Annotated in this window: 28 protein-coding genes and 1 tRNA gene; 8 read left to right on the top strand and 21 right to left on the bottom strand. The window is 40.1% G+C overall.

Going from position 1 to position 24,422, the window contains the following annotated elements; genetic code table 11:
- Positions 1-2: 2 nt before the first annotated feature.
- The gene (locus ACZ5XX_RS05755; RefSeq protein ID WP_464583394.1) at positions 3-416 is read right to left on the bottom strand and encodes a DUF371 domain-containing protein; all 414 of its coding nucleotides are present in this window, start codon (positions 414-416) and stop codon (positions 3-5) included.
- 111 nt (positions 417-527) lie between these two features.
- On the opposite strand from ACZ5XX_RS05755, the gene ACZ5XX_RS05750 reads away from it, so the two are divergent.
- Positions 528-965: a GIY-YIG nuclease family protein gene (locus tag ACZ5XX_RS05750; RefSeq protein WP_464583392.1), complete on the top strand. Its 438-nt coding sequence runs from the start codon at positions 528-530 to the stop codon at positions 963-965.
- On the opposite strand, the gene cfbC is transcribed toward ACZ5XX_RS05750, so the two are convergent.
- Genes cfbC through ACZ5XX_RS05715 form a run of 7 tightly spaced genes read right to left on the bottom strand, consistent with a single transcriptional unit; the run spans position 940 to position 6,192 of the window.
- On the bottom strand, positions 940-1,749 hold the full coding sequence (gene cfbC, locus ACZ5XX_RS05745; protein WP_464583390.1) for a Ni-sirohydrochlorin a,c-diamide reductive cyclase ATP-dependent reductase subunit: 810 nt from the start codon (positions 1,747-1,749) through the stop codon (positions 940-942). The two genes, ACZ5XX_RS05750 and cfbC, sit on opposite strands and share 26 nt — an antisense overlap.
- A gap of 19 nt (positions 1,750-1,768) precedes the next feature.
- On the bottom strand, positions 1,769-2,245 hold the full coding sequence (locus ACZ5XX_RS05740; protein WP_464583388.1) for a CBS domain-containing protein: 477 nt from the start codon (positions 2,243-2,245) through the stop codon (positions 1,769-1,771).
- A 10-nt stretch (positions 2,246-2,255) separates the two neighbouring features.
- Positions 2,256-3,446, bottom strand: a complete 1,191-nt coding sequence (locus ACZ5XX_RS05735) for a peptidase U32 family protein (protein WP_464583385.1) — start codon at positions 3,444-3,446, stop codon at positions 2,256-2,258.
- Between the two features lie 25 nt (positions 3,447-3,471).
- Complete coding sequence (purF, locus tag ACZ5XX_RS05730) at positions 3,472-4,851, bottom strand: amidophosphoribosyltransferase (protein WP_464583383.1); 1,380 nt, start codon at positions 4,849-4,851, stop codon at positions 3,472-3,474.
- Between the two features lie 24 nt (positions 4,852-4,875).
- Entirely contained in the window at positions 4,876-5,715 is an 840-nt protein-coding gene (locus ACZ5XX_RS05725) for a toprim domain-containing protein (RefSeq protein ID WP_464583381.1), read from the bottom strand.
- Between the two features lies 1 nt (position 5,716).
- Positions 5,717-5,899 (bottom strand): 50S ribosomal protein L37e, encoded by a 183-nt coding sequence (locus tag ACZ5XX_RS05720; RefSeq protein WP_112094450.1) that lies wholly within the window; start codon positions 5,897-5,899, stop codon positions 5,717-5,719.
- Between the two features lie 47 nt (positions 5,900-5,946).
- Entirely contained in the window at positions 5,947-6,192 is a 246-nt protein-coding gene (locus ACZ5XX_RS05715; RefSeq protein ID WP_464583378.1) for an LSm family protein, read from the bottom strand.
- Positions 6,193-6,530: 338 nt separating this feature from the next.
- Here ACZ5XX_RS05715 and ACZ5XX_RS05710 point away from each other — a divergent pair, with 338 nt between their 5' ends.
- Genes ACZ5XX_RS05710 through ACZ5XX_RS05700 form a run of 3 tightly spaced genes read left to right on the top strand, consistent with a single transcriptional unit; the run spans position 6,531 to position 10,140 of the window.
- The gene (locus ACZ5XX_RS05710) at positions 6,531-7,007 is read left to right on the top strand and encodes an RNA-binding protein (protein ID WP_464583376.1); all 477 of its coding nucleotides are present in this window, start codon (positions 6,531-6,533) and stop codon (positions 7,005-7,007) included.
- Positions 6,989-7,693, top strand: coding sequence for a 2-amino-5-formylamino-6-ribosylaminopyrimidin-4(3H)-one 5'-monophosphate deformylase (arfB, locus tag ACZ5XX_RS05705; RefSeq protein WP_464583374.1), 705 nt, complete (start codon positions 6,989-6,991; stop codon positions 7,691-7,693). The genes ACZ5XX_RS05710 and arfB overlap by 19 nt, the downstream gene beginning before the upstream one ends.
- A 29-nt stretch (positions 7,694-7,722) precedes the next feature.
- Positions 7,723-10,140: a ribonucleotide reductase N-terminal alpha domain-containing protein gene (locus tag ACZ5XX_RS05700; protein WP_464583372.1), complete on the top strand. Its 2,418-nt coding sequence runs from the start codon at positions 7,723-7,725 to the stop codon at positions 10,138-10,140.
- A 470-nt stretch (positions 10,141-10,610) separates the two neighbouring features.
- Here the strand turns inward: ACZ5XX_RS05700 and ACZ5XX_RS05695 are convergent, their stop codons facing one another.
- Genes ACZ5XX_RS05695 through ACZ5XX_RS05685 form a run of 3 tightly spaced genes read right to left on the bottom strand, consistent with a single transcriptional unit; the run spans position 10,611 to position 15,344 of the window.
- Positions 10,611-13,106, bottom strand: a complete 2,496-nt coding sequence (locus tag ACZ5XX_RS05695; RefSeq protein ID WP_464583370.1) for a DUF5814 domain-containing protein — start codon at positions 13,104-13,106, stop codon at positions 10,611-10,613.
- Positions 13,090-14,745, bottom strand: a complete 1,656-nt coding sequence (locus tag ACZ5XX_RS05690) for an AMP-binding protein (RefSeq protein ID WP_464586256.1) — start codon at positions 14,743-14,745, stop codon at positions 13,090-13,092. The genes ACZ5XX_RS05695 and ACZ5XX_RS05690 overlap by 17 nt, the downstream gene beginning before the upstream one ends.
- A gap of 23 nt (positions 14,746-14,768) precedes the next feature.
- Positions 14,769-15,344 (bottom strand): cupin domain-containing protein, encoded by a 576-nt coding sequence (locus tag ACZ5XX_RS05685; RefSeq protein WP_464583368.1) that lies wholly within the window; start codon positions 15,342-15,344, stop codon positions 14,769-14,771.
- A gap of 183 nt (positions 15,345-15,527) precedes the next feature.
- Between ACZ5XX_RS05685 and ACZ5XX_RS05680 the strand changes: the two genes are divergently transcribed.
- The 3 genes from ACZ5XX_RS05680 (at position 15,528) to ACZ5XX_RS05670 (ending at position 17,202) form a co-directional block, all read left to right on the top strand.
- Positions 15,528-16,118, top strand: coding sequence for a DJ-1/PfpI family protein (locus ACZ5XX_RS05680; protein ID WP_464583365.1), 591 nt, complete (start codon positions 15,528-15,530; stop codon positions 16,116-16,118).
- Positions 16,119-16,126: 8 nt separating this feature from the next.
- Positions 16,127-16,642, top strand: coding sequence for a thermonuclease family protein (locus ACZ5XX_RS05675; RefSeq protein WP_464586254.1), 516 nt, complete (start codon positions 16,127-16,129; stop codon positions 16,640-16,642).
- Positions 16,643-16,893: 251 nt separating this feature from the next.
- Positions 16,894-17,202, top strand: a complete 309-nt coding sequence (locus ACZ5XX_RS05670) for a hypothetical protein (RefSeq protein WP_464583363.1) — start codon at positions 16,894-16,896, stop codon at positions 17,200-17,202.
- A 35-nt stretch (positions 17,203-17,237) separates the two neighbouring features.
- Here ACZ5XX_RS05670 and mch read toward each other — a convergent pair whose 3' ends face one another.
- From mch to ACZ5XX_RS05635, 7 genes are read right to left on the bottom strand one after another with little or no spacing between them, the layout of a single operon-like run.
- Positions 17,238-18,200 (bottom strand): methenyltetrahydromethanopterin cyclohydrolase, encoded by a 963-nt coding sequence (gene mch, locus ACZ5XX_RS05665; RefSeq protein ID WP_464583361.1) that lies wholly within the window; start codon positions 18,198-18,200, stop codon positions 17,238-17,240.
- Between the two features lie 11 nt (positions 18,201-18,211).
- Complete coding sequence (locus ACZ5XX_RS05660; protein WP_464583359.1) at positions 18,212-18,853, bottom strand: thymidylate synthase; 642 nt, start codon at positions 18,851-18,853, stop codon at positions 18,212-18,214.
- The gene (locus ACZ5XX_RS05655) at positions 18,828-19,862 is read right to left on the bottom strand and encodes a methionine synthase (RefSeq protein ID WP_464583357.1); all 1,035 of its coding nucleotides are present in this window, start codon (positions 19,860-19,862) and stop codon (positions 18,828-18,830) included. The genes ACZ5XX_RS05660 and ACZ5XX_RS05655 overlap by 26 nt, the downstream gene beginning before the upstream one ends.
- Positions 19,784-20,089 carry a DUF1894 domain-containing protein gene (locus tag ACZ5XX_RS05650; RefSeq protein ID WP_464583355.1) on the bottom strand — a complete coding sequence of 102 codons (306 nt, stop codon included), beginning with the start codon at positions 20,087-20,089 and terminating at the stop codon, positions 19,784-19,786. Before ACZ5XX_RS05650 ends, ACZ5XX_RS05655 begins: the two co-directional genes overlap by 79 nt.
- Before the next feature lies 1 nt (position 20,090).
- Complete coding sequence (locus tag ACZ5XX_RS05645; RefSeq protein ID WP_464583353.1) at positions 20,091-20,552, bottom strand: DUF1890 family protein; 462 nt, start codon at positions 20,550-20,552, stop codon at positions 20,091-20,093.
- Positions 20,552-21,637 (bottom strand): hypothetical protein, encoded by a 1,086-nt coding sequence (locus tag ACZ5XX_RS05640; RefSeq protein WP_464583351.1) that lies wholly within the window; start codon positions 21,635-21,637, stop codon positions 20,552-20,554. The genes ACZ5XX_RS05645 and ACZ5XX_RS05640 overlap by 1 nt, the downstream gene beginning before the upstream one ends.
- A 43-nt stretch (positions 21,638-21,680) precedes the next feature.
- On the bottom strand, positions 21,681-22,160 hold the full coding sequence (locus tag ACZ5XX_RS05635; RefSeq protein ID WP_464583349.1) for a GNAT family N-acetyltransferase: 480 nt from the start codon (positions 22,158-22,160) through the stop codon (positions 21,681-21,683).
- 67 nt (positions 22,161-22,227) lie between these two features.
- On the opposite strand from ACZ5XX_RS05635, the gene ACZ5XX_RS05630 reads away from it, so the two are divergent.
- Positions 22,228-22,301 (top strand) — tRNA-Ala (locus ACZ5XX_RS05630).
- Here the strand turns inward: ACZ5XX_RS05630 and ACZ5XX_RS05625 are convergent.
- Genes ACZ5XX_RS05625 through hypA form a run of 3 tightly spaced genes read right to left on the bottom strand, consistent with a single transcriptional unit; the run spans position 22,302 to position 24,375 of the window.
- The gene (locus tag ACZ5XX_RS05625; RefSeq protein WP_464583347.1) at positions 22,302-23,330 is read right to left on the bottom strand and encodes a DUF354 domain-containing protein; all 1,029 of its coding nucleotides are present in this window, start codon (positions 23,328-23,330) and stop codon (positions 22,302-22,304) included.
- Between the two features lie 23 nt (positions 23,331-23,353).
- On the bottom strand, positions 23,354-24,001 hold the full coding sequence (gene hypB, locus ACZ5XX_RS05620) for a hydrogenase nickel incorporation protein HypB (protein ID WP_464583345.1): 648 nt from the start codon (positions 23,999-24,001) through the stop codon (positions 23,354-23,356).
- A 2-nt stretch (positions 24,002-24,003) separates the two neighbouring features.
- Positions 24,004-24,375, bottom strand: a complete 372-nt coding sequence (hypA, locus tag ACZ5XX_RS05615; RefSeq protein WP_464586252.1) for a hydrogenase maturation nickel metallochaperone HypA — start codon at positions 24,373-24,375, stop codon at positions 24,004-24,006.
- Positions 24,376-24,422: the final 47 nt, after the last annotated feature.

The following is a 24,422-nucleotide window of genomic DNA, read 5'->3' as shown; positions in this document are numbered from 1 at the left end:
TTTTATTTTATTATTATTTCAACCCTAAGATCAGAACCTTTTTTTAGGTCTTCTATCAGTTCTCTTTTAAGGTCACAAGCGGCTTTATCAGCTTTTATCATTAAAGTTCTGTCACAAATATAATCGCTTTTACGACACACCATATCCCTTGGATGATCCAAAGTCAAATTTGGATGGCCCCTACCACTTATTTCATCCTTTGCATTTTCTGTTTTTAATATAACTTTGATCTTGGCATTTTTATTTGCAATCGCCTTTTTAAATTCCCTTGGAAAATCTTTCATGGAAGTTGACGAACTAACACCTATAATACAATCAGCTGTTTTCCCAATTTCTTCATCCATTGTGATCTCAAATGTAGACTTATGCTTTGAAGTTACATTAGGATGGCCCCTAGCATAAAATACATATTTCATGGTATCACATCTTAAACATAAAGTTCTAAGGACTAGGCTGAGCCAGAGTTCGCCTGCTGGCCTGCGAAGATTCATCTTAAACATAAAGTTCTAAGGACTAGGCTGATAATGATGAGGGGAACTTATTGTCTAATTATTAGAGTTGGAGAGACCTCATATTTAAATGTTGGCAGGCTTGGTAGAGTTAAAATGGAACGTGGATACTATGTATATGTTGGTTCGGCTTTAAATTCATTAGAGGCTAGGATCAGAAGGCATCTTTCAGATGATAAGAAGATTCGTTGGCATATTGATTATCTTCTAGCCCATGAAAATACAATAATAGAGGATGTGATATTCACAGCAGATAAAAGACGGCTCGAATGTTTGATCTCTAATGGATTAGAAAATCATGGGTCCATTGAAGGTTTCGGATGTTCTGATTGTAGGTGCAGATCCCATTTACACTACTATGAGAGTTTTGAGGTTGCGATGAATGCGATTTTAAATGTTATGAAAGAATTAGGCGCCGAGGTTATGTTCCTTAAAGATCTGAAGCCCTTTTTTTAAGTTCTTTGAAGAATTCTTCAAATTCGTCCATGGCAAGGGGCTCTGGTACTGTGAAATCCTCGTTTTCATAGATTCTCTCAGCAAGCTCATGATAAACCATAGCCTGTTTTGAATCTGGAAATTTTTCTATAACTGTCATGGCTTCGATTTCGCTTTCAGGTACAAGTTCGCTCTTAGGTATAACCCCTATAACCTTCGATCCTATCCTCTCTGCGAATGATCCCACGATCCTTGTCTCGTCCTTGATACCTTTACAGTTGCAGATTATCCCACCAAGTCTGCTTTTAAGCTTCTTTATACCCTTAGCTATATTATTAGCCGCGTAGAGTGACATGTATTCCCCAGATGTTACAATGTAGACTTCATCTGCAAATTCTTCCCTTAATGGTACTGCGAAGCCCCCACATACAACATCACCAAGCACATCATATATGATGATATCAAATGATTCCTCGAAGACGCCAAGTCTTTCAAGAAGATTCATGGCAACTATAACCCCGCGGCCGGCGCAGCCAACCCCCGGCTCGGGGCCGCCACTCTCGACACATGATATATCATTATAACCTTTGTATACCACCTCCTCGGGATTGGGTTCTTTGTTTTCCCTTAAAATAGATAGTACTGTGGGTATCCTTGAACCATATAATGTCCTTGTAGTGTCGGCTTTGGGGTCGCAGCCTATAACCAGTACATTATATTTTTGGGAGTAGGATGCTGCTATGTTGGCGACGATAGTCGATTTACCGATACCGCCTTTTCCATAAATTGCTATCTTTTTTGTCAATGGAGGGACCTCACAGATTCTATGTTTTTACTAGTGCCCCTATAATATCGCCTCTTGTGATTATGCCCATGAGGTTGCCTTCATCGTCTACTACTGGCAATCTTTTTATTTTATGTTTGTCCATGAGTTCAGCAGCATCTGATACTGATTGGCCTGGTCTTATTGTGATGGGTTTTCGCGTCATTATCTCATCAACTAATGTTACTGCAGCCTTTTTTAGCCCTTTCACTATCTCATCATATTCATGTTTCATTCTAATGGGCAATTCTATGAGGTCCAATGGTGAGGGGAGTATTAAGTTTAATTTGGGGGAATGGACTTCGATGAGTCTTATGATGTCTCCTTCACTTAATATGCCAACTAATCTGTTGTTTTTGTCTATGACCGGGGCGCCGCTTATCCTATTCTCCCTTAATATTCTAGCGGCTTCTTCTATCTTCATGTCGTTTTTGATTGTTATAACATTTTTTTGCATTGCATCTTCTACCTTTATCAAATTTATCACCTTACCCTCTTTTCACTCTCTTGTATATAAGGTCTCCGGGCCTTACTCTATCTGTTACTTTGACCCCAACTCTACATTTCTCTGCTTTTTTAACGTTTTTTCCATTTATCTGTAAGGATTCCACTTTCTCAGTTAATGAACCCGTAGTTTTCCCCTGGATTATTATCTCATCTCCTATTTCGAGTTTGTCCCAGAGTCTGATTTCTGCCGCCCCTGCTTTTCTGTAATAGTTTAAGACTTGGCCTATGTCCCTTTTAACATACTTAGCTTGGTTCTGTGGGGGTCCTTGTTTCGGCCTGTTAAAGTAGAATCCTTCGTCGAATCCTCTGTTGAATACTTTTTTAAGTTCACTTATCCATTCTTTTTTGAATTTCCATGACCCCTTGAGGTGAGTGTCTATGGCTTCCCTGTAAACACGTGTTACTGTTGCAACATAATCTGCTGGTCTTGCCCTTCCCTCGATTTTGAGGGCATGTATCCCAGTATCAATAAGGGATGGTATGTGTTTTATCATGCAAAGATCCTTTGGACTTAGAATATAACTTTGGATATTCCCTTGGCCAGCTTCTACTATTAGTGTTTCATCATCCTCTGATATTATTTTCCATGCTTTTCTGCATGGTTGGAGGCATTCCCCATGATTTGCACTTCTATTATAAAGGTAATAGCTTAGGAGGCAGCGCCCGGATATTGCCATGCAGAGGGCTCCGTGGACGAAAACCTCAACCTCTAATGGGGATTTCCCCGCGATTTCTTTTATCTCGTCAAGTGAAAGCTCCCTTGATAATATAACCCTCTTGGCTCCTAGCTTCTTGAGCATGTTTAAACTTCTAGTATTTGATATATTGGCTTGGACGCTTACATGGACGTCTAATCCATTATCAACGGCCAGGTCAATGGCCCCAAGATCTGATACTATCAGAGCATCTACTTCAAAATTGTGTAGTGATGGTAGTTTCGATTCTAGGTCCTTAAGGTCTTTGTCCTTGAGTATGGTGTTCGTGCAAACATACACCCTCGCATTATTGTCATGGATTATCCTAGCAGCCTCTTTTATCTCCTCCAAGCTGAAATTGGATACGTTAGCACGAAGGTTACAGCCTTCCATGCCAATATAGATTGCATCAGCACCATTTTTAAGGGCTGCGGAGATTGAGGGGAAATCTCTAGCAGGTGCTAAAAGTTCAACCATAGGAACCTCACCAGTGGGGGGATAGTCATATTCCACGTTTTAATGGTGTTGGAGTGGGGTATTCTCCATCAAGGCATCCTGTGCAAAGGTCTTCTTTGCTGATGCCAATAGCCTCCACTAGGGATTTTATGCTCAAATAGCCTAGGGAATCAACGCCTAATATGTCCCTTATCTGTTCGATTGTTCTATTGGATGCTAAAAGTTCTTCTTTTGTTGCCATTGCAATACCATAATAGCAAGGTGATGTTATAGGGGGGCATCCTATCCTAAGGTGTATTTCACGTGCTCCAGCCTCTTTTAGAACGTCTATGAGAGCCTTTGATGTTGTGCCCCTGACTATACTATCATCTATGAGGACTATCCTTTTGCCTTTGAGTTCTGATTTTATGGGGTTCATCTTGAGTTTAACTGCTGTTTCTCTTTCTTCCTGAGTTGGCATGATGAATGTACGGCCCACGTAACGGTTCTTTATAAGGCCTTCACCATAGGGTATCCCTGATTCTCGTGAGTAGCCTATTGCAGCTGTTATGGCCGAGTCTGGTACTGGCATTACAACATCTACATCTGCCGGGTGTTCCCTGTGGAGTGCTCTTCCTATTTCTAGTCTTACTTCATAGACGTTTCTGCCGTCGATGATACTGTCTGGTCGTGCGAAGTATACATATTCAAACATGCAGTGGGCTCTTCTCATCTTCTCGGAGCCTTTGATAATATGTGACTCTTCATTGTTTAGATGGATTATTTCCCCTGGTTGAACGTCCCTTCGGTATTCGGCGCCTATAACATCGAATGCCACGCTTTCGGATGCCACCATCCTAGTACCATCCTTTTCTGCCAATGCTAATGGTTTTATTCCTAGGGGGTCTCTTACAGCATATAATTCATGGTTGAAGAGGATTACGAGGGAATATGATCCTATGAGATGCTTCGATGTCCTTTCGATGGCTTTTATCATGTTGTTGTCTTTTCGGTATTCCCTCCTGATCAGGTGACTGATAACTTCAGAATCTGTGGTCGATTTGAAGGTATAGCCTCCCTTTTCCAATTCTCTTCGAAGTTCCCAAGAATTTACTATGTCACCATTATGTGCTATGGCGATATCTAAACCGTCAATTCTACTATGGAATGGTTGTGAATTTTCTATCCTGGACTTTCCAGTTGTGGAGTATCTCACATGGCCGATTCCAATGTTCCCTTTGAGTTTTTTCAATTTTTTGCCGTTGAAGACCTCATATACTAATCCCATTCCCTTGTGTGTGTAGAATCTTTTGCCATTGGAAGTTGATATTCCTGCCGATTCTTGTCCACGGTGTTGAAGGGCGTAGAGTCCATAGTAGAGGTGGGGGGCTATATTCTTGTTTTTGTCAGGGGAGTATATGCCCACAATACCACATTTGTCCTTCACTTTAGATTCTCCCCCCCACACGCCCTATTCCTCTGTCTTGCTCATTAAAAATAGGATTGTCCTTATGGTTCTCAGACAAGTTATCGCATCCTCTTTTGAGGGTGCTGCAATATAACCTTGTCCTATGATTAGTTTTTCAGTTTTAAGAGTATCCGCTACTTTTACAATCTCTTTTTCATTTTCGAGTTCTTCATTAAAAAGGTCTTTCCATAATTCATGGAGGGGGAACATTTCAAGGAAGCTCTTACTCTTGAGTTCCTTGTATTTTTCCTTAATTTTATGGTGCTCTTCTTGGAGATTAATGAGCTTCTCCTCTAATTCTCCCAATTTGGAGTTTAATTCATCCCTTTCCTTTATGATTTTCTCCAATTCATTTGATAGGCTATTATTCTCATCTTTTAGTGTGCTGTTTTCATTGGCTAGTTCATCTATTTCAGACTTGAATTTTAGTACCTCTTCTTCAAGTTTTCTCAGTTTCCTTATGTTTGCGATTGAAGATAAACCAGCTCTTATAATAGCATTTTTTATTTCTTCCACCATGAGTCGAGGGTCAATGTATTCCACATCATGGCCATATGGTAATTTCACCCTTTCAACATGCCCCACACTCTCCTTGAGGTTTCTCTGGAACTTCTCTGCAAGTTCTCTGCCAGTCGCGTCAGCGTCTGTGGCTATGAGCACTATATCAGCACCCTCAACAGCCCTTTTAGCTATTTCTAGGCTGGTTGTTGGTATTATCGAAGAGATTGTGATATGATACTCAGAACCTAAGGAGACATCCTGAAGAGCCTTTGAAACGCTCTCCACATCAGATGCTCCCTCAACAATTATACGAACATCAATGGGGCCGCGATTATCTAACATCTTATTTCAACCTTCGACCATTAACTTTCTTATTCTGCCAACTATAACGTCTTATCCTCTTGGATCTTCCGAATCCGCAAGCAGCACATACCTTTTTACGTATATGATAAGCGTTCCTTCCACAACGTCTACACCTTATATGCAAGCTCTTATTCCTTTTACCGAATGATGGAGTGCCTTTCATCGCTTAAATCCTCCTAAAATAAGCTTTATAACCATTTTATATAAACACTATGGGGATATATATACTATGTTATCTCCTCTAATTAATACAGTTCCCAGTCTCCTGGTAACTTCGCCATTCTCCAATTCCTCGGCATCATTTAACACAAGATTCATATGAAGATCAAAACTCTTCAGAACACCCCTGAATTCCCTGTCACCTTTCAGTTTAATGAGGACTGGAGAATTCAATGAATTACCCAGCGCATCAAGTGGTCTTTGTATATTACCTCTTTGTGAATTCACAATTATCACCCTAATACTTCAATTTAATTAAGAGCATATTTAACTTTATCGGAAGAACCAACTTAAAATTATGTGAGGACAAAACCCAACTAACATTTAGTTAACGAGAATATTAATACTTGCCAATTTATAGCCACCAGCACAACCCCCCCACCCCCAGGATTAATTCAACATACTAAGGTGGATGGGATGATCCCCCCACACAGATTCCTGCTAAACGAAAAATATAAACATAGGAAAGTGATTAAACCTATTTTTCAGATATAGAATTCTCCAAGCACCATTATTAAAGGATGATATCCCCCATAGACACAATTTTTCAGATAATAATTGGGTGGGACCCCCCAGTGAAGGTGAAAAAAAGATATCATTTAAAGAAAAAGGAAGTTAAAAGGATAAAAGCAGGTTTAGGTGAATATTCCAATCTCATACCTGAAAAGGCTGTTGTTGAATTCCTCGAAGCAGAACCCTATCCATTAATATTGGTCGATGGCGAACCTTTAATCATGTTAGTCAACAACAGGCCTTTCCCAACCTTAAAAGGCGCCCTTAAAACTAGTATAAAATTTAATTGTGTTGTAGTTGATATGGGTGCTGTTAAATTCCTTGCAAATGGTGCTGATGTGATGAGCCCAGGTATAGTTGACGCAGATCCCAATATAGAAAAAGGGGACCTGGTAATAGTAGTAGATGAAAAATACAAGAAACCTATAACAATAGGAGTAAGCCTAATAGATGGCGCTTCCATGGTCAAAAACAAGAAAGGAAAAGCAGTAAAAAACATACATTATATCGGAGACAGAATATGGAACCTGGAAATATAAAATTAAATTATGACGCGGGCAACATTATATCACCTGCCATCCACAAGATAGGAATACTCGCCATAGGCTCGCACCTTGAAAATCATGGCCCAGCACTCCCCATAGACACCGACGCCAAAATCGCCTCATATCTCGCCCTTGAAGCAAGCAATAGGACTGGGGCGAAATTTTTGGGGATAATCTATGCAGCAACAGAACATCCATATATAAGACATGGAATACACATAAAACCTATAGAACTCATAGACAAACACCTAAAACCAATCCTAGAATGTGCAAAAAAATCCCTAAGAATCCGAAAAGTCCTTATAGTGAATGGACACGGGGGCAACGCAAAAATAAAGAAATACTTACCCCGGGTCGTGGAGGAAACTGGGATAGAGATAAAATTAAACAACAAGATAGTTGAGATAGAAGGCCCACACGCAGGATCTGGTGAACTTTCAATAGGCCTAATCCTAGGTATAACCGACCCCAAGAGAATCCAAGAATGTGAAAATATTGAAAAATATCCAGAGATAGGGATGCTAGGCTTGAATGAAGCCCGTGAACGGGACAAGAAGATAGATGAAGGTGCAAGACAACTAGAAAATGAGGGTATCAACGCAGATCCAGTATTTGGAAGATCACTCCTAGAAGAAGCCCTGAAAGATATTATAAAAGACATAAGAACATTATTAGAATGATTAACCCCACACAATTAGGTGCACCCCCCATGAAATTAACCCAAAATGCCTTGAAAGTCCTCAAGGAAAGATACCTCCTCAAAGACGAAAAGGGGAAAATAATAGAAACCCCCAAGGGGATGTTCAGGAGAGTTGCCATTGCAGTTGCACAGGCAGAAGAAAAATATGGTGGCGACGTTGAAACAACTGCAAAAGAATTCTATGAAATAATGAGCAAACTCGAATTCCTCCCAAATTCACCAACCCTAATGAATGCCGGCACACCAATAAACCAATTATCAGCATGCTTTGTAGTCCCCATAGAAGATTCAATGGAGAGTATATTCGACGCCCTTAAATACATGGCCCTTATCCACAAATCAGGTGGAGGAGTTGGCTTCTCATTCTCACATCTCAGACCCAAAGGGGACATTGTAGGCTCAACCATGGGCGTAGCATCTGGCCCAGTATCCTTCATGAGGATATTTGATGTCGCAACAGAAGTTATAAAGCAAGGCGGCAGGAGAAGAGGGGCCAACATGGGCATATTAGATGTTAACCATCCAGACATCATCGAATTCATAGAAGCGAAGAAAGAAGAGGGGGCATTCAGCAACTTCAACCTCTCAGTGATGGTAACCGATGAGTTCATGGATGGAATAGAATCCAACGTAGAATATGAGCTCATAAATCCGCGCACAGGAGAAGTTACTGGTTCTGTGCCAACCAGGGATATATTCAATCGAATGGTTAAAATGGCATGGAAGAGGGGCGACCCAGGAATACTATTCAAGGACACGATAAACAAGGCAAACCCCACCCCAGCCCTCGGCAGCATAGAAGCCACAAACCCATGCGTCAGCCCAGAAACATGGGTTATGACATCCAATGGCCCAAGACAAGTTAAAGAATTAATAGGAAAAAACTGTAAAATAATATTAAATAGTAGAGAATGGAGATCATATGGGGGATTCTTCCCAACCGGCACAAAGCAATTATATAGACTAGAAACAGTCGAAGGCTTCCACCTACGCCTTACAGCAGATCATAAAATCCTCAGATTATCCTCAGATGACCAACTTGAATGGAGAAGATTATCAGAACTGAAAATAGGGGATAAGATAATCTTAAATGAGCACAAAAGCCTAGAATGGGATGGTAAATTCACAGAAGATGATGGTTACCTCACAGGCCTCGCAATCAATAACGAAAACCTAAAAATTACAGATGAGATAGAAAAGGCCTCCTCAAGATTCTACACCGGATTATTCAAAGGCCTTCTAGACTCCAACTCAAATAGGATATTATTTGAAGGAGATCTTGAAACTGCAAGGATCCTGCAAAGGATGCTTCTGCGATCAGGGATATACACAAAGATACTGGAAAATACATCAGAATACCAGCTAGAAATGATTAAACCCCCAAGAGCATTTGCAACAGTCAAGGATATAATACCAGATACTACAGAGACAGTCTATGACATCCAAGTCCCTGGTATAAACGCCTTTGACGCTAACGGATTCTATGTCCATAATTGTGGGGAACAACCACTCCTACCATATGAATCATGCAACCTCGGATCAATAAACCTCAAACTCATGGCAAAAAATGGTAAAATAGACTGGGAAAAATTATCAAGAACCGTTAAAATAGCAGTTCATTTCCTCGATAACGTGATAGATGTTAACACCTACCCAATAAAAAAGATCGAAAAGACCACGAAAAGAACCCGCAAGATAGGACTTGGTGTTATGGGATTCGCTGACATGCTAATAAAATTAGGCATACCCTACAATTCCAAATCCGCCCTCCAAGTAGCGGACAAGATCATGTCACATATAAAAGTTGAAGCCCAGAAAGCTTCAATGGAACTCGCAATTGAAAGGGGTTCATTCCCAGCTTTCAAAGACAGCAGATGGTACCACGAAGGCTTCGAGTATATGAGGAACGCCACACTTACAACCATCGCCCCAACCGGTTCACTCAGCATAATAGCAGGTGTTACGAGCAGTATAGAACCCATATTCGCCGTGTCTTTTATAAGAGAGATCATCAACAGAAAACTCGTAGACGTAAACCCACTCTTTGAAGCGGAAGCGAAGAAAAGAGGATTCTATGACAGAGAACTCATGGAAAAAATCGCCAGGGAAGGCTCCATCAAAAGGATCAAAGACATCCCCGCAGATATAAAACGCCTTTTTATAACAGCCCATGAAATAGATCCAATCTTCCATGTGAAAATCCAGGCAACGTTCCAGAGACACGTGGACAATGCCGTTTCAAAGACAGTGAACCTCCCACCAAGTGCAAAACCAAAAGATGTGGAGAAGATTTTCAAAGCAGCCTATAAACTCGGATGCAAAGGTATAACAGTTTATCGTTATGGAAGTAAAAAGAGAGAGGTTCTGAAGTTCCCAGAATCCATAGAATATGCTGGTACATGCCGTGATATGACCTGTCCAAATTAGATTACCATGTAAACCATAAACTTCTCGTTCATAAACCTTCTCCAGATAAACATAACTCAATTATATTATTAACCATACTATGATTATAGTATAACAGATTCCCAAAAGAGAAAGAGTATCATCCATTTCTCGTAGTTGTAAGCTTTTGAGTATGAAAATCGAAATCCATGAAACATTCCTTAAACCAAACTTCCTATAATCCTTGGGCCAATTCTATTATGAAGCTGCAAACAAAATAACCCAAGGCCTTAGGATAATCCAATATTCAAAGAATTTGAATTGATAAGCCCACCCTCCAAGTGCATTGTAGATGGGACGGAAGTGGAACTCATATAAACCTTCGCATATGATCAAAAATACCTTATCCAAGTAGCTACTTGTAATTTAGGGATCGCCCAAAAGACAGATTATGAAAATAATTAATTTGATATAGGCTACTTTATTTTTATGGGATGATACCACCTCCCATTTCATGGAATTTTATCACCAGTTTCGATCGCCTGTAATATCATGGAAGATTCTTTCACCTTTTCATGCTTTTTAAATGCTGATGAAATCCTCCTTATACTTTCAAGTATTCTTAGTATCGAGTCGAGCCAATTGAATATATCACCAGAATATGCTTGAATCTGATATTTTTTAAGGAGTAATCTACTTATATCAGCAGGGTCTTTCCCCCTTAACCTCATTTTAACAATATATTCTGAAAGTTTATCCTGTATGCAATCACAGAATGGTCTCTCTTTACATTCACAAGATAAGAAGTCAATTTGTATATTGAGGAGAGCCTCCTGGAGTTTCTCATCTAATTTTATGATGTTGTCACCATTGGATATTATGTCTAATGTTGAATCTGCGAATAATTTATTTGAAAATTTAACCTTTAACTTGTGGGTTAATTGATTGTGCAGACGATTTGAAAGATAAGCATTTTCAAATGGTTCCATCGAAAGGGCTATCGCAAGTGGATCCATATTGTCTAGGTTTTCTCTGATATAATCGGCTTCTTCACATTTTAAGAAGGATTTGGAGACTGCCATCCCATAATCTGTAACCTTTAATTTTCCATCATCCTCTAATATAAGACCATATGATTCCAGGACCTCTAGGGCCTCTTCTGGGTTAATAGGCCATGTGGGTCTTTCTTCAATGTCTCTAATGTTTTTAATCGCGCCAGAACTTATATCAGCTAATAATTGTTCCATGACATCTTCGCTGGTGTAATGGACGTTAACAGGATCCAAGCCAGACTCAAGCAATTCTATGGCCTTTGATTCCTCAGTTTCTCCATCAAATGACATTCCCACTTCCGGTAATAAATATACTATGCCCCTGTCATGATATGACGGTCTCCCAGCTCTTCCAAGCATCTGAGAAAACTCATTGGGAGTTATCCACCTGTTACCCATGAGCAGTGTTTCGAATATTACTTGGGAGGCCGGGAAGTCAACACCAGCTCCTAGTGCGGCTGTTGTGACCACCGCAGCCAATTGTTGGGATGCGAATTTCTCCTCGATTTTTCTTCTTTGTCGATAAGGTAACCCTGCATGGTACGCCTCTGCCTTTATCCCCCTCCTTCGGAGATAATCTGCAATCAATTTTGTTTTTCTCCTGGAATTCGTGAAGATTATGCTCTGTCCACGGAATCCATTCTTTGAAATGTTCTTAAATTCTCTAGTGGTCAATCTCATGATAAGATCTTTCTTTTCTTCTTCGTTTCTTGTGAATGCGAGATGCCTTTCTAATGTGACTGGCCTTTTATCATATTCAATTAATTTCAAATTGAATTCTGATGCTATCTCTTCCGGGTTGTCGATAGTGGCCGATAATGCGATGATCTGGGCTTCTGGGAATATCTTCTTTAACCTTGATATCATCCCATTTAATCTTGAACCCCTTTCCTCATCATCTAGTGTGTGTATTTCATCGATAACTACAACACCAAGTTCTTTTAGTATGTTGGATTTGTCAGATCTCAATATGAAATCTATGCCTTCATAAGTACCCACGATTATATCAGCGCCTTTGATGTCAGTATCTGGTATTACAAGCTCCCCCCTAGCTTTTACCCTGTTCATCCCAACCTTTATGGCCGTTTTAAGGCCCATCTTAGAATATTTGGATTTGAACTCGTGGTATTTTTGGTTTGCAAGGGCTACAAGAGGGGTTAAAAACAAGAACCTTTTACCATTTAAGGCTTTGGGTATTCCTGCCAATTCTCCTATTAGAGTTTTTCCACTCGCAGTGGCGGATACTATCAAAAGGTCTTCGCCTTTTAGGAGGCCTTCTTCTATTGCGAGTTTTTGCACAGGTAAAAGTTGTCTGTTACCATGCATTTTTAATATGGATTTAAAATTTTTGGGTATCTGTAGTTCATCTACAGAAATTGGGTTTTTCTCATCCTTTGACGAGATTGTCTTGTCAAATAATGTTAGGCTAGGCTCCCTCAGGGGGTCGAAACGGGGTTCGAAAACTTTTAAAAGTTTTTCCAAGTCTTGTGTCCTCTGGAGGAGTCTTTTAAAGTTTTTGAATGTTTTCTTGTCCATCCCATTATATTTGATTTCCCTTTTTATCACTTCATCGGCGCATTGTTTGCATATCCACTGGTTATGGTATTTGAATCCTTTTGTGATGATTGTAACGTATCCTTCGAGGAGGCAATGATTACATACTCTGGCATAACGGTTTTTAATGTTAAGGGATGCTAAGAATTCTTCTATTTCGTCATCTTTTTTTGGGAGGAATATTAGTTGTTTTCTGAGAAGTTTTATAGCCTCTGCTGGGGCTGTTGGTTTTTCTTTTTTACCCTTTTTTATGATAAAGCGTTTTATCCTAAGCCCTTTAGCCGTTCTTGTTAGGCGTATGTAACCTTGAAATAATGGTTTTCTGCGAGAATTTAATGCTCCTTTGGCTTTTCCAATTGGTAGTAATTCGATTATCCTTTTTTTCCTATTTAATACTATCATTTTCTTTCTTCTTTAATAGTTTAATTGCCATTTCCCGTAATTTGAATTTTTGGACTTTGCCACTGGCTGTTAATGGGAACTCTTCCACGAAGAAAACGTGTTTAGGCACTTTATAACGGGCTATCCTCTCTATAGCATAATCTCTGACATCCTCTTCCTTTATGTCAGCGTTTTCTTCTTTTATGACGAATGCTCCGACTATTTCGCCATATTTTTCATCTGGTATGCCCACCACTTGAACGTCTTTGATGCCTGGCATGGTATGTAGGAACTCTTCAATCTCCCTTGGATAAATGTTCTCACCGCCTCTTATGATCATGTCTTTGATACGTCCAACGATGGAATAATAGCCTTCTTCGTCCATGACCGCGAGATCCCCACTATGTAACCAACCATCCTCATCTATAACCTCCTTTGTCATTTCTGGCATCTTATAATAGCCTTTCATCACATTGTATCCTCTGCAACATATTTCACCTATCTGTCCGGGTCCAACTTCTTTACCTGTTTCAGGATCCACTAACTTGACCTCGATGTGTGGGAGTGGTTTCCCAACAGTTTCAACTCTTTTCTCGATAGGATCATCTACGCTGCTTTGGGTAATACCTGGGGATGCTTCTGTAAGCCCGTAGACGATTGTAATCTCCTTCATGTGCATCTCATTGATAACGCGCTTCATGGCCTCGATGGGGCAGGGAGATCCTGCCATAATCCCTGTTCTAAGGGAAGAAAGATCAAACATGTCAAACATTGGATGTGTGAACTCTGCTATGAACATTGTGGGGACTCCGTAAAGTGCTGTGCATTTTTCCTTTTCAACCGCGGCCAATACTAACAGCGGATCAAATTCTTCTAGGATTACAAGGGCCCCACCATGGGTTAAAATTGCGAGTACGCCCAGTACTATCCCAAAACAGTGAAATAATGGCACTGGGAGGCATAGTTTGTCTTTTTCTGTGAATTTTTGCCTTTCACCAATATAATAACCGTTATTAAGTATGTTACGGTGTGTTAACATCACCCCCTTTGGGAATCCTGTTGTGCCAGAAGTATATTGCATATTTATAACATCGTCATTGTTAAGGGTCTTTTTCACTTTTTCCAGTTCGCTATCTGGGATGTGTTTGCCGAGTAGCATCAACTCATGGATGTTATACATTCCACGATGCTTCGCAGCCCCAATATAAATGACACTTTTAAGATGGGGGAATCTCTTACTTTTAAGATTACCCCTTTCATGACTTTTAAGTTCGGGTACGAGCTCGTAGATAGTCTTTATATAATCAACATCACGGAAACCATCTATTAAAGCTATGGCTTTCATGTCAGATTGTTTCATCACATACTCTAATTCGTGGATTTTATAGGCCGTGTTTATTGTGACGAGCACGACTCCTATTTTTGCCGTGGCAAAAAGGAATGTTAACCAGTCTGGCACGTTAGTCGCCCAGATACCTAAATGGTCACCTTTCTTGAGGCCTATGGCTAAAAGTCCCTTCGCTAGTAAGTTAACCCTTTCATTGAATTCATTATAAGTGAATCTCAGATTCCGGTCAGGGTATATTATAAATTCTTTATCAGGGTATTTTTGCACCTGTTTTTCTAGGAATTCGCCGATTGTATCTTCTGTGAAAACCATAGAACACATCCCCCCAGCTTCTGTTAGAATGGTGTGTAGACTACTGCCAGTATCCTTGCTGGTTTATCGCCTCGTGTATGTAGATGATGGGGGACTATAGAATCATAGTAGATGCTATCCCCCTCCTTGAGGTGGTATTTTTCCTTACCATATAATATCTCGATTTCTCCTTCGAGTACGTATATGAATTCTTCGCCTTCATGTGATGAAAGTTTGAATTTATCATGGTGTGGTTCAACCTGGACTATGAATGGCTCCATGTGTCTGTCAACCTTCCCAGCTGCGAGGGAATAAAAATCAAGGTGACTTTCACTAGTCTCATCCTCTTGCCCAGAGAAGTGTATTACTTTACCAGCTTTTCCCTCCCTCACGATCACTGGCCCCTCTTCTATTGTATCATCTAATAGTGTCCCTAATCTGATCCCAAGAGATCTTGAAATCTTGATAAGGGGGGCTAGTGACGGTATGATCTCCCCATCCTCTATATCCTTTATAAGATCCTCTTTAACTCCACTATTCTCAGAAAGTTCTTTAAGACTTATCTCCTTATCCTTTCTAAACTTTTTTATCTTTTCACCAATGGTAGCCTTAGCTGTCACATGATCACCTGAAAAACTCCTGTTATAAAAAATCGTTTGTATTATATTTTACCGGAGTATCATAAAAAAGATTAACCCATAAAACGCCCCATCATAAAAAAGTGGATATAATTATCATCCAAGACCCTTAAACTTATCAATAAAAAGATAAAAATAATATCATATAAGCTTGGGGGGTTTTTAATGCGGAAAGAGTACCTTATAATACTCCTTGTGGGCATAGCAATTATAGCCATCCTATCATTCTACATGGCCAGTGAGAAACCCTTAACTGATAAGCGTGTTGCTATTATCATATTTGACAGGTACAACCCCATAGAATTAGAGGCTGCCGAGAAAATAAGTGGAAATTATACTATCATAGCTGCTGACAGGATAAACAGAGAGTATGATATCTACATAGAAGATATGAGCCCAAAGGATATAGGCCAATATGATGCTCTAATACTTGTAGGTGGAAGCGGAGTATACGATAGGGTAACTGGGAAAATAGATGATCCGAACATGGAAAAGGTCATCGAAATCGTTGAAGAAGCCAACAGACAAGGTAAGATCATAGGCGCGATCTGCGCAGCCCCTGCAATATTAGCAAAAGCAGAGATACTAAATGGCAAAGAAGCCACCATATACCCCGGCCTCGAATATATACTAGGTGAAAATGGCGCCAAATATGTGAAAAGAGATGTTGTAGTCTCTGGGAATATAATAACTGCAAAGAATCCAAATGTGGCTGATGAATTCGCAAGAGCGGTAGCCGAAAAACTCGGAAAATAGTGAAGTTCATGGTATCCAAAAAGGATAATACTACACTAGCCACAGTAACAGGATTATGCTGCATTGGAATTTTAATATTGGTCGTTATCGGGAGCCTGTTACCAGATTCAACAGACACCGGGGACAATATCACCTTTAATGTTGATAAAGGCAATGAAACTAGCCCACCTCCTAATAATACGAGTAATCAAAGTGCATATGAAGCAAGTGGTTACTGTTATCATGTGGTGGATGGTGACACAATAGATGTTGAAGGTGTTGGACGGATACGCCTCGTTGGCGTTAACACCCCGGAACGTGGACAACCAGGATACTGGGAAGCAAAGGATTTTGTGGAGAAAATGTGCCTAGGTAAAACAGTCTATTTAGACATTGACGATGCTAAAAATTATGACAAATACGGTCGAATACTCGCTGTAGTTTATGTTGATGATATGAACCTCAACGCAGAATTGCTCAGAAGAGGATATGCCGAGATAATGTACATACCACCATCAGAATTCGACCCATACACTTGGACTTAACAAGAAGGCTTACCATTGACTACCAATAAAGTCCTAACCATAAATCTGTGGGGGGTGAAAGTCACAATATGATAACATTCCAAAAAGAAAAAATATATATCATAAGAAGATTATATTAGACTGGGAGGGTTCTAAAGGACAATTTTATCATCTATTAGGAATTCCACCTCCTAGAATGAGCGTCATGCTCACAAAAAATGTTAGAGGAGAAAAAAATGGATGCAAAGTTTTTGATTTCTATTTTTGCTGTGATGGTGCTTTTAACCTCTTGTTTTGGATGCATTCAATGGCCACTCATCCAGCCACAAAATAATACCACAGATCCGCCCACCATCCAAACTGGTGGCGGGGATTCAGGAGGGCCATCAGGGGCCCAGAAATGTCCAAACTGTGGATATTACCCATGGTATGTGGGTACAAGGTGTCCTGAGTGTGGATATGGGGATGATGATGGCCTATTAGTCTGTCCAAACTGCGGATCCTATAGTTACCATGCTACAGGTACCGCTGGTTATGGAGATCCAAACGGCTACTGTTCAAATTGTGGATATCGCATATAGGGTTAATATGGGGGGATTATCCCCCAACTCCAATTTTATAGGTTGAAGGATTTTATGAGCAGCTCTTCGTTGACGAAACCTGCTCTGAATACTTCGCCTGTGCGAAGATCATTAATGAAGACCTCAGCTGGGGCGAACATTCCCTTATCTATCTTGTAGAAATCATAACCAGCTTCTTTGAATATTTCATAGAATGGTCTGCCATAGTCTTTAGAGGCTGATGATGGAAGATTCTCTGCAAGGTATTTCAAGTCGTCACCTTCATCTGATTCGATATAATAGTATGTTCGACCCCCGAAGAGCACCGCATCATTTGTTTTGCCCATCGCTTTTAATCTATCCGGGTCTACTGGTGCTATTGGGGCTATCCCAGCAGCATATTTCACCTTTTTAACATCAAAATCTAGAGCCTCAATCATCTTATAGGTGCCGTTTTCAACTACTCTACCCGAAATTTGTATTGAACCAACAATTGAGGCTGTTGGGGCTACAAGGGCGTAAACATTTTCTGTTGAAACTCCACACTCTTCTGCTATGTTTTCTGTGACATATTCATCTGGGAGCTTGTCGCTTTCAAGTGCTATTATCGCAATATCAGCATCATCTTCATAATCTATTTCCTCGTACGTTTTCCTTGGTTTCTTTGATAATGCTCTGGCCGGTCCTGAGCCAAGGGCGGAGAAATCTTCGACACTAACATTCCACCCCGCCTTTTGGGATCCTAGGGTTGAAATGGCTGGGAAGTCTGTTTTAACTTTCACTGAGGGTAATGCCAATCTTTTGGAAAGGTCTGCTGGTATTGATATGCCAACATCTGCAAGTCCGCCAAGGCAAACCTTTGTGTAGAGTTCACCAGCTTTTATACTCCCATCAACTTCCACTCCACAATCTATAACCACCGAATCATTACCTAATTTTTGTACTTCGATTTTAAGGTCGTCTGCCTTTGATATCATCTCATCAACGATTTTTTTAGCCCTTAAATTCACGCTTACCATAGTTTATCACCTCATATTTTTTTGGCTTCATTGAAATTAACCTCATAGATGTGGGCGCTGATAGAATGGATAGTTATAGGGCCTACTTTGACTCCTGTCTTTTTCGCAACATACCTTGCAAGGTATGCTAGGCCCACTGCATTTGGAAACCACGCCCCGTAGATGTCATGGGATCTCCAAACTCCTGTGGTGTGGAGTTTTTCGTCTCTGATCTTGAAGTCTATGAGTATCATGCAGGGTACTTCATCTTCTCTAGTGTCGATTCGCGGATCCCACGTGATCATTGTAGCCCTACGCGTCCCTTTGAAGTTTTTAAGTCTTCTTATGGCCTCTTCTACCTGGTCGACTTGGAAGTGGCCTCTTAGTCTGTTACCGTAAGTGTAAATGAATCCTTGCCTGTCTGGTGTGAGGAATTGTTTTGCGTATTCTTTTAGCTTCTCCCCACTCCAGAAGTATCCTTCCGGGGCTTCTATTTCTTCTCCTATCTGGTAAAAGTTGGTTTTGAATGGTTTTTTAATTTCCACTATCGCGTTGAGGATTTCGCGGGTCTTTGAGCCTCTTTCGTCTTCTATTAGTTTGCCCTCATCCATTATCTTTTTTACGAGTTTTCGCCATCCATCTTTGATTTTATTGGCTGTTATCTTGTATGGCATTCGCTGCCTCCACCATGTTTTTGAGTTTGGAGAATGCCACATCTCTTGGGAGTTTTCTCATTCCACAGTCTGGGTCTATAATGATTTTTTCTTCTCCGATTATTTTTATGCCTTTTTTGATGAATCTTTTTATTTCTTCTATAGTTTCTATCTTTTGGCTCTTTGTGTCGATACATCCAAATCCTACCTTTTTGTTCTTTAGTTCAGCACCTTTGACGATTTCGAGGTTATTGGGGTTTCCTGCGAATTCGCAATCTATTATATCCACGTTGAACTTTAGAAGGTCTTCAAAAACCTCTTTTATATCTCCACAAGCATGTAAAGCCACTGGGACTCTTATAACATCTGATATTCTTTTAACCGCTTTTTTAGCTGTTTTGATGTTGACGATACCGGTGGATAAGAACGGTTCATCTATTTGTATCATTGAAGCTCCTGCCTCTTCAAGGTATGATGCCTCTCTTTTTAGGGCTTCTGCCATGTCCATTATCGCCCTTTTTTTATCTTCTGGATCATAGAAGCCTTCGATCCTTGAAGAGTAGACTAATGTGCTGGGGCCTGTGATTATACCCTTAATCTCCTGTTTGCCTCCAAGTTTTTTAATGATTTTCTTGGAGAATCTGAGGTCTTGGGCGCCTATGGGGTTCTGGGGTGGTAGTATCCTTGATATTATCTTTGACGTGCTATTGTCGACTTTCATCCCAGGGATTTTTGATGCGAAGATGCTTATCATGTCACCTCGTACTTGCCCATCAGATATTATATCTATACCCGCCTTTACTTGATCTTTAACTGCTATTTTAATGGCATGTTTGTATGGATCATAAGATCCTAGGATTTTGAGTAGTTTTTCCCTCCAGTTTCTTGGTTTGGATGGTTGGCTTGGATAACTTCCAACTACTGTCGTTAATAATATACCCGCACCTCCTGTTATTTTATCGCAACCTTTTCTATTTTCTCTATTTCTTCTCCCTTTACTGGTATTTCGACCACAGCCGTCCCATAGCATGGTTTGGTATAGGGTATCATGACTGTTTTCTTTTCTTTGTTGATACCAACTGGTATTGGGGGTATGCCTATAAGTCTTGCTCCCAGGATTTTTTCACCAGCCTTCACATATAGGACCTGCGCGGCCTTTTCCTTGATCAGCTTCGCACATTCTCTGAAACCGGCCCTTGAAATATGGATTTTATAATCTTCTGACTGCTGTAAATAAGTTTCAAGACAAAATGACATTTTAATCCTCCAGTTCCTCCAGGAGTTTATCTATGCGCACCTTCAATGGGTTGGGGTTGTGATGAGCCCTTACAGACACTATATAAGAATCTGTATTCTCTTCAACCTCCCTTTCAAGCATGTTTAAGATCTCCGCATCCCTTCCAAATATTATCGCTATGGATGGGATCTCTAATATGCTCTTGAATGTTATGAAATATGAAAGGGCAGCATCATTATGTATAAAACCGAATAGAAGATCATATTCGCCCTTTGAAAGACCATTGAGGGTGGAGTCAAGATCTGAAGTCTTATCCAAATATGATCTAGCAGGATCTGCTACTTCAAGCAATCTTAAAGCGGCTGGATTGGCTGTTACAGTTACCCTATAATTTTTCCCCCTAAGTTTATGTGAAAGGTATAGGGCAAGTGGTGTTTGTATAGGAGATTCGGGACAACCTAAAAATATTAGAATCTTTTTCATCAAGTTACACTCCCTTTTATTTTAACTGCTTGGGCGACTATCAATGAACTTAAGAATATGAAGGTTAAAAGTGCTGTTCCATTAATACTTCGATTAACAATGAAAAGACCTACCATAGCCTGGGATATGAATGCTGTCAAGGAACCTATAAGTAGAGCTTCCCTTCCAAGATAACTCTTCAATCCCCCTTCCCTCTTAGACCTGTAAATTTGAAGCAACTTGAAACCGAGGATTATGACACTAAGACACCAAAGTAGGAAAAAGAATAGTGTGATGTATCCGAAGTCATAAGCCCAACCAAATATCCCAGGTAGCATATAATCTATTATATCCTTCTTACTTACTAGTACACCAGAGAATACTGGGAATGGGAACCCAAAAAATAATATTAAAGACAACGGTAATGAAATGTACCCATCTGCGAAACCCTGGGATGCATCCCCCCAATAGGATGACGATGGATCGTGTCCAATAAGATAAGTGCTCTTAAGCACCATCTTTATGCTTGGGATGGCGTTCTCCTCTATCCTTAGTATCCTCAGAGAAGGGCTTAAAATGGACATTTGGAAAATCCTCGAAACTAATTCAAGGGAGCCGAATGCTACTATAACTACTACGATAAACAATATAATCCTTTTAAAGGTGAAAACCGATTCTCTCCGGAAAGACTTTGAGATTATGACAAGACCCATGAATAATCCGAGAAGCCATAAGAGTAGGAATGAACGGTGCATCAGCCCCCCGAATATCGTCATGCCAGCTATGAGAATGTATAAGAATCCCTTCAAACCTCTAACATCAACCCCTGCATCTTCCATCATGTTTATAGCTGCTAATGCGGTTATCATCGTCATGAGTGCCAAAGGCCCGAATGGGTGAGTATATTCTTGCTGTCCAAATGATGTGAAAAGGGAGATTATATCTACTCCAAATATTACATTGAAGATAACACCAAGAAGGAGGCAAAGGAAAAGTACAAATCCCAAGGAAATAGGGGCAAGATTAAATAAGAATACCATACCAGCATACAAGATTATCGCCACTTCTATTATCAGTTGGAGATGGTTTTGAGGGATTAATTGCAATCTATCCTCCCCCTTGTAACTTTAATCCCCATATGGACTAACCTCACATAAATAATTTTTCAAAGAGGACCATGTCCTCCCCTTCACCATTATAGTCTTTGAAAACATTCACATCCCCATTCCTACAAGTTTCAGGGCCATCATAATCCTTAAATCCATGCTTTCTGTAGAATGATATCGCCCTCTTGTTTATCGGTTTTGTTATAAGGGATATTCTTTTGATATTCCTCATTTTAACCGTCTCTATGAATTCTTTTAGGAGCTTGGATGCTATGCCATCACGCCTAAATCTTGGATGGACACATAAAAGATGTATATAGGCCTCCTCTGGGTTGTCTTGTGATATGAATCCTAAAAGGAATCCTATTATCCTCTGATCTTCTTCAGCTACAAATGATGTGCTTGAGAAAAATTTCGTGAACAGATGATATATAGAGTTTCTCTCAGTGGCCATTGGCTTACATTTCCATGCAAGTTCAGCTATCCTAATGAAATCCCCTTCCCTAACATTCCTAATATTCAATATACCACCTACATGGGAGGGTTAAATTTAAATAATATAATACTCTAATAATCATCTTGAATATGGGGGGCTGGTAGCTCAGGTTGGTAGAGCGTCGCCTTGGCATGGCGGAGGCCCCGGGTTCAAATCCCGGCCAGTCCACTAATCTCTATTAACTGCATTGTAGATATTCTCGATTATTATCTTAAATAGGTCATCTGTTTCTATTTTTGGCGGTTTTTTATCATCTAATAATAGTCTTAGGGCTAGTTTTACTATTTCATCTACATCAGTTGATCTGTGCATGAGACCATTCTCTATATAAAATTTGTCCACTGCTAATGTTTTGCCCGGGTAACAGGATATAACTGGTGTTCCTAAAAGTGCAGCTTCACGGTTCATAGTACCCCCAGCCCCTATCATAAGATCACATTTTTTCATTAAACTGAAAGTATCCACTGGTGGTTTGAGGATCGTGACATTCTCGTATCCCTTGAATAATTCGGCTTGTTCTCTGAATCTTGGTATGATCAATATGTTAGCATGATCCTTAAGCATCTCGACTATGGGTGTGAGGACTGATTTGTGACAATCAGCATCCAAGTATGATGCCAGGGCTGGTTCTGGCCGCATTAGGATTGTCTTTTCCTTTTTCAGTTCCAGTTTAAGGTCTTCGAATATTTTATCATTGTATTTGAAGTTTTGGAAGTGCAGGATCTCTGACGTGCCCTTGTAGCGTATTATGGAGTTTGGGTCTGCACCTATTTTTATAACATCCCAAAGGTCTATGACCTCTGGCATTATTATCCTTTCACATAATGGTAGTGTTAGCCTATTAGCGGCTAGTGCATGTTCATTATCCAGTATGTAGACACTTGGGATTTTAAGGCCGAAGGTCACCCTTGGAAGTTCTATCGAATGCTTAGACACTCCAACATCAGGTTTCTCCTCTATTATCAGCTTTGAAAGCTTATAAGCCCTCTTTGTACTCTCTTTTAATTTTTCAGCTAATGAGACTCCATGTTTGCCTATTGATATGAAATCAAATCCGAATAATTTCATTAAGTTGTGTATGTCCCCAAATTTGCGCGTGGTTATAATGACATTTTCCCCTTCCTCTTGTAAGTATTCTATGATATCCTTAAAGAATCTTACATGGGGTGCGTTTGTTATGTCAATCCATACTTTCACATGATCACCAAAAAAGAGAGGGATTACATGGCCTCTAAGATCGCTTCTATAACATCTTCAATGCCTTCATCATTTTTTAGGCTAGTTTTTATAACTTTTACATGGGGGTTGATACTTGATACGTCTTCCACCATTTTGTTAATGTCTGCGCCAACTGCATTTGCAAGGTCCACCTTGTTTATTATTACAAGATCTGCCTCTTTGAAGATTAGTGGGTGTTTCTGGACGGTGTCGTCACCCTCTGTGGCGCTTATGATAACTATCCTCATATGTGAACCAAGATCAAAATCAACCGGGCATATGAGGTTTCCCACATTTTCTATGAACAATAAATCTATCTTATCAAGTGGGAGGTCCTCAAGGCCGTGTTCTACAAGGTGCGCGTCGAGATGGCACTCTTTTCCGGTGTTAAGGCCCACTACTGGTATGTTGTATCGTTTAACCCTTTCAGCGTCAAATTTACTTATGATGTCACCTGCTATCACGCCTATTGAATAATCCATCCTTTCTATAAGTTTTTCTATGAGTGTGGTTTTGCCTGAGCCCACAGCTCCAAGGAAGTCTATTGCGAAGACCCCTGCCCTGTCAAGTATTCTTTGATTACGTTTTGCAAGTTTTTTGTTAGCTATCAGTATATCATTCTGTACTTCTACCTCTGCAATCTTGTGCATTATTATTCCTCCTTTTCAATTTTTATGTTCTTGATGTTGCATTCTCTCCCATCGATTATTTTAAAGTCACCCTTGCCACAGGATGGACATGAAATTATTGGATTATAATGATCCAGCCCATCATCAGAGGCTACTCCACCCTCATATCCGCAGGAACATTCTATCTTGGCGGGTATTATTTCAATGTCAAATTTCGCACCCTCTAGTATAGTGTCTTCACTTAAAACTTCTAATATGAACTTTATCTGCTCTGGGTTAAGGAGAGTTAACTCTCCAATTTCGATTGTAACTTCTAATACTTCTATGGCATTATTCTTCTCAGCAGCGTCAATAACTGTTTTTATAATAGCATCAGCCATTGAAAGTTCATGCAAACGGATCACACCTCTCAGAGTTTAATATAGTAAGGATTTTATATTAT

This window comes from Methanothermobacter crinale (genome assembly GCF_055397825.1).
The sequence above is the reverse complement of the archived record's forward strand: the minus strand, read 5'-3'. Positions and strand labels throughout refer to the sequence as shown.